The following is a 4743-nucleotide window of genomic DNA, read 5'->3' as shown; positions in this document are numbered from 1 at the left end:
CCCACCACCCCCCTCACCCTCCCCACCTACGCCTTCCAACACCAGCGCTACTGGCTGGAGCGGAAAATCTCCGGCAAGGCCCCGGGCGGAGGGAACCAGTTCGGTCATCCGCTGCTTGACTCGAAGGTCGAACTCGCGGGCGGCGAAGGGGTGTTGTTCAGTGGGCGGGTCTCCGCGCAGGCGCATCCGTGGCTGGAGGCATACGCCGTCCTGGACGCCCCGGTGCTGCCTGCCGCCGCGCTCGTGGACCTGGTCGTGCGCGCCGGTGACGAGCTGGGCGCGAACGCGCTGACAGCGTTCACGGTCCATGCTCCGCTCGTGCTGGCCCGGACCGTTTCCACCGAGATCCAGCTCGTGTTCGCCGGCGCCGGTGAACCGGGAACGCACGCCTTCACGTTGTACGCGCGTCCCGCCGAGGCCGACGCGCCTTGGACGACGTACGCGGAGGGCGTCCTGGCCACCGACACCGCACCGCACGCGGCCCCGGCCGACAGCGACGGCGGTGGCGGCTCGGAGGTGGAGCTCGCCAATGAGCTGTTGCCGGAGGCGGTGCGCTACGGGCTGCACCCGGCGCTGCTGGAGGCGGCGCTCCGTGCGGTCGAGCTCGCCGGTGCGGTCGCTCCGGCCGGCGCGGGCACGTTCGCCGTCCCGGCCGCGTGGCAGGACGTGCGGCTGCACGCGAGCGGCGCCACGAGCGTGCGCGTCGGGTGGCAGCCGCTCGGCGAGCGGGCCGTCGCTGTCCGGCTCACGGACGCCGTGGGCGCGCCGGTCCTCACGATCGGCAGGGTGGCCTTCGACGACGTACCGGCCGAGCGGTTCGCCGCGGGCGGTGCGGCGGCGCTGCCGCTGTACCGCGAGGAGTGGGGCGCCGCCGATCTGTCACCGGCCGAGGAGCCGCTGCGCTGGGCCGACTTGGGCACGGGAGAGGCCACGGGAACCGGTTACGCGGTCCTCGCCGAGGCGGCGGAAGCCATCGCGGCGGGCGCTCCCGTGGACGCGCTGCGCGTGTGGGTCCGTGCCGGAGCGGACGCGGACGTGCTCGACGCGCTGCACACGCGCACCGGCGAGGTGCTCGCCCTGGTCCAGGAGTACCTGGCCGACGAGCGGCTCGCGGCGGTCCCCCTGGCGGTGGTCACCCACGGCACGGAGGCCGCCGGACCAGCGGGCTCCGGAGCGGTGGGCGCGGCCGTGCGGGGGCTGCTGCGGTCGGCGCAGGCCGAGGCTCCGGGCCGGATCTTCCTGTTCGACGTGCTCGACGGGGAGCGCGGGACGGGTGGCGAGCGCGACCCGGGTCGGCTCGACGCGCTGTTCTCGGCGGTGATCGCGGCCGGTGAGCCACAGGCCGCCGTGCACGGCGGCGGGATCCGCCTGCCACGCCTGCGGCGCGAGACCTCCGGGGCCGCCGGGTCCGCGGGCGCGGGCACCGGCTGGGATGCCTCGGGCACCGTTCTGATCACCGGCGGCACGGGCGCGCTGGGCTCGCTGGTGGCCCGTCATCTGGTGGCCGAGCACGGCGTGCGGCAGCTGCTGCTGCTCAGCCGCCGGGGACCCGCGGCGCCCGGCGCCGGGGACCTGGTCGCGGAACTCGCGCAGGCGGGTGCCACGGCCACCGTGGTGGCCGCGGACGCCGGGGACCGGGCCGCGCTCGCCGCGGCCTTGGAGTCCGTGCCGGCCGGGCACCCGCTGACCGCGGTCGTGCACGCGGCGGGCGTACTCGACAACGCGCTGATCGCCGATCTGACCCCGCGGAGCCTGGCCGAGGTCCTCGCTTCGAAGGCGGACGCGGCCTGGCATCTGCACGAACTGACGAAGGACCTTCCGCTGTCGGCGTTCGTGCTGTTCTCGTCGACCGCCGGGGTGATCGGCGGGCCGGGTCAGGCCAACCACGCGACGGCCGACGCGTTCGTCGACGCGCTGGCCGAGCTGCGCGGCGCGCACGGCCTCCCGGCCACCGCGATCGGCTGGGGGCTGTGGGACGCCGACGACATCGGCGGGGGTGTCAACGCCGGTCTCGCCGACGCGAGCCGCAAGCGCTACCTCAAGGAAGGGTTCCGCTTCCTCGCCGCACGGGACGGCCTGGCGCTGCTGGACGCGGCGCTCGCCGGCGGGCGGCCGAGGCTGGTGGCGGTGCCGCTCGACGTGGCCGCCATGCGGGCGGGCGGTCAGGTGCCGGAGCTGTTCCGGGACCTGGTCCGGGTGCCGGGCCGCCCGGGGGCCGCGAACGTGGCCGAGGCGGGCGCGGCCGGCGGCGCGCAGACGCTCGGGACGCGACTCGCGGCGCTGTCCGGCGAGGAGCGTGAGCAGCTCGTGCTGGACCTGGTCCGCGAGGAGATCGCGGCGGTGCTCGGCCACGCGGGAGCCCATGAGGTCGGCGCCGAGCGGGCCTTCCAGGACCTCGGCTTCGACTCGTTGACCGCGGTCGATCTACGGAACCGGCTGATGGCCAGGACCGGTCTGCGGCTCCCGTCCACGCTGGTCTTCGACCACCCGAGCCCCAAGGAACTCGGCCTTCACCTGCTGGGCCGGATGGACCTGGGCGACGGGCCGGGGAACGCGTCGGCGCTTGACGCGCTGGAGCGCCTGGAGGCGACGCTGCTCGGATCCGGCGACCGGCGCGACGAGGAGGCGCGTTCCGCGGTGGCCTCCCGGCTTCAGGCGCTGCTGGCGCGGCTCACGGAGGAGGAGCCCGGGGACGACGGGGCGGCGGACATCGCCGACGCGATCGGCTCGGCCTCGGCGGACGACCTCTTCGCCTTCATCGACAACCAGCTCGGCCGTTCCGCGAACTGACCTTCGGCGGGGGCCCGGGTGCGGGCCCCCGCCCGGACTGAGGAGAGACGAACCAGCATGGCTATAGCGTCCGGCGACCGAGCCCAGCGTGACTCCGACGCCGCCAAGGGAAGCGACGCCACCGGGCAGACCAGCGAGCAGAAGCTGGTCGACTACCTGAAGTGGGTGACGGCTGATCTGCACAAGGCCAGGCAGCGGATCACCGAACTGGAGAACAGCCGGAACGAGCCCATCGCGATCGTCGGCATGGCCTGCCGCTACCCGGGCGGAGTGTCCTCGCCCGGCGATCTGTGGCGGCTCGTGCGCGACGAGGTGGACGGCATCACCCCGTGGCCCACCGACCGCGGATGGGACGTCGAGGACCTCTACGACCCGGAGCCCGGAAAGGCGGGCAAGTCCTACACCCGCGAAGGCGGGTTCCTGGAGGGCGCGACCCAGTTCGACGCGGCGTTCTTCGGCATCTCGCCGCGTGAGGCCCTGGGGATGGACCCGCAGCAGCGGATGCTCCTCGAAGTGGCGTGGGAGGCGCTGGAGAACGCCGGTCTCGACCCGGCCGCTCTCCGGGGCAGCCGCACCGGCGTGTTCGCCGGGCTCGTGGAACAGAGCTATCTCGACCGTGAGGGCCCCGAGGAGCTGGAGGGCTATCTCATGACGAGCAAGCTCTCCAGCGTGGCGTCGGGCCGGATCGCGTACACCTTCGGTTTCGAGGGTCCGGCCGTCTCCATGGACACGGCCTGCTCCTCCTCGCTGGTGGCCCTGCACATGGCGGTGCAGTCGCTGCGCTCGGGCGAGTCCACGCTCGCCCTCGCGGGCGGCGTCACGGTCTCCGGCTCGCCGAACGGCTTCGTGGACTTCTCCCGGCAGCGCGGTCTGTCGGCGGACGGCCGCTGCAAGTCGTTCTCCGACGACGCGGACGGCACCGGCTGGTCGGAGGGCGTCGGACTGCTGGTGGTGGAGCGGCTGTCGGACGCAGTCAAGAACGGCCACCGTGTGCTCGCGCTTGTCAGGGGCACCGCCGTCAACCAGGACGGCGCCAGCAACGGACTGACGGCGCCGAACGGGCCGTCGCAGGAGCGGGTGATCCGTGCCGCTCTGGCGGACGCCGGACTCACCGTCAACGACGTGGACGCGGTGGAGGCGCACGGCACCGGTACGCGTCTGGGTGATCCGATCGAGGCGCACGCGCTGCTGGCGACGTACGGTCAGGGGCGCGTGGAGGGGCGGCCGTTGTATCTCGGCTCGCTCAAGTCGAACATCGGTCACTCCGTCGCGGCCGCGGGTGTCGGCGGCGTCATCAAGATGATCGAGGCCATGCGCCACGGCGTCCTGCCCAAGACCCTCCACGCCGACAACCCCTCCAGCCACATCGACTGGGACGCGGGCGCGGTGGAACTGCTGACCGAGGCCCGCGACTGGCCGGAGGCCGAGGGACGGCCGCGCCGGGCGGGCGTCTCCGCGTTCGGTGTGAGCGGCACCAACGCCCATGTGGTGATCGAGGAGGCTCCGGAGCTCACGCCGGCCGAGGAGGTCGCGCCGTCCGGGGCGGGCGTGGAGGGCGCGCAGTCCGAGCGGGTGCGTGCCGTGCTGCCCGTCGTGCCGTGGGTGCTGTCGGGCAGGACCGAGCAGGCCGTCCGCGACCAGGCCGCCCGACTGCTGACCTACGTCGAGCGGTACCCCGAGGTGCCGGTCACGGACATCGGCCACGCCCTCGCGACCGAACGTGTCGCCTTCGGCCACCGGGCCGTGGTCACCGGGACCGACCGCGCCGAACTCACGGACGCCCTCGGTGCCCTGGCCGCGGGCACCACCCGGCCCACCACCACCCACCCCGCCCCGACCACGGCCTTCCTGTTCACCGGCCAGGGCGCCCAGCGCATCGGCATGGGCCAGACCCTCTACGACACCTTCCCCGCCTACGCCGAAGCCTTCGACCAAGTCACCGCCGCACTCGAC

The 4743-nt window shown here is 74.1% G+C and carries 2 protein-coding genes; both read left to right on the top strand.

Features of this window, described 5'->3' with window-relative positions; translation table 11 throughout:
• A partial coding sequence (locus tag EAO75_RS18405) for a type I polyketide synthase (RefSeq protein ID WP_147996168.1) occupies positions 1 to 2790 on the top strand: 2790 nt, incomplete at its 5' end.
• 57 nt (positions 2791 to 2847) lie between these two features.
• Positions 2848 to 4743, top strand: a 1896-nt coding sequence (locus EAO75_RS18400; protein ID WP_147996179.1) for a type I polyketide synthase, incomplete at its 3' end; no start/stop codon positions are given.

The organism is Streptomyces sp. UW30 (genome assembly GCF_008042075.1).
GTDB lineage: Bacteria > Actinomycetota > Actinomycetes > Streptomycetales > Streptomycetaceae > Streptomyces.
This window is presented reverse-complemented; position numbering and strand designations above follow the sequence as displayed.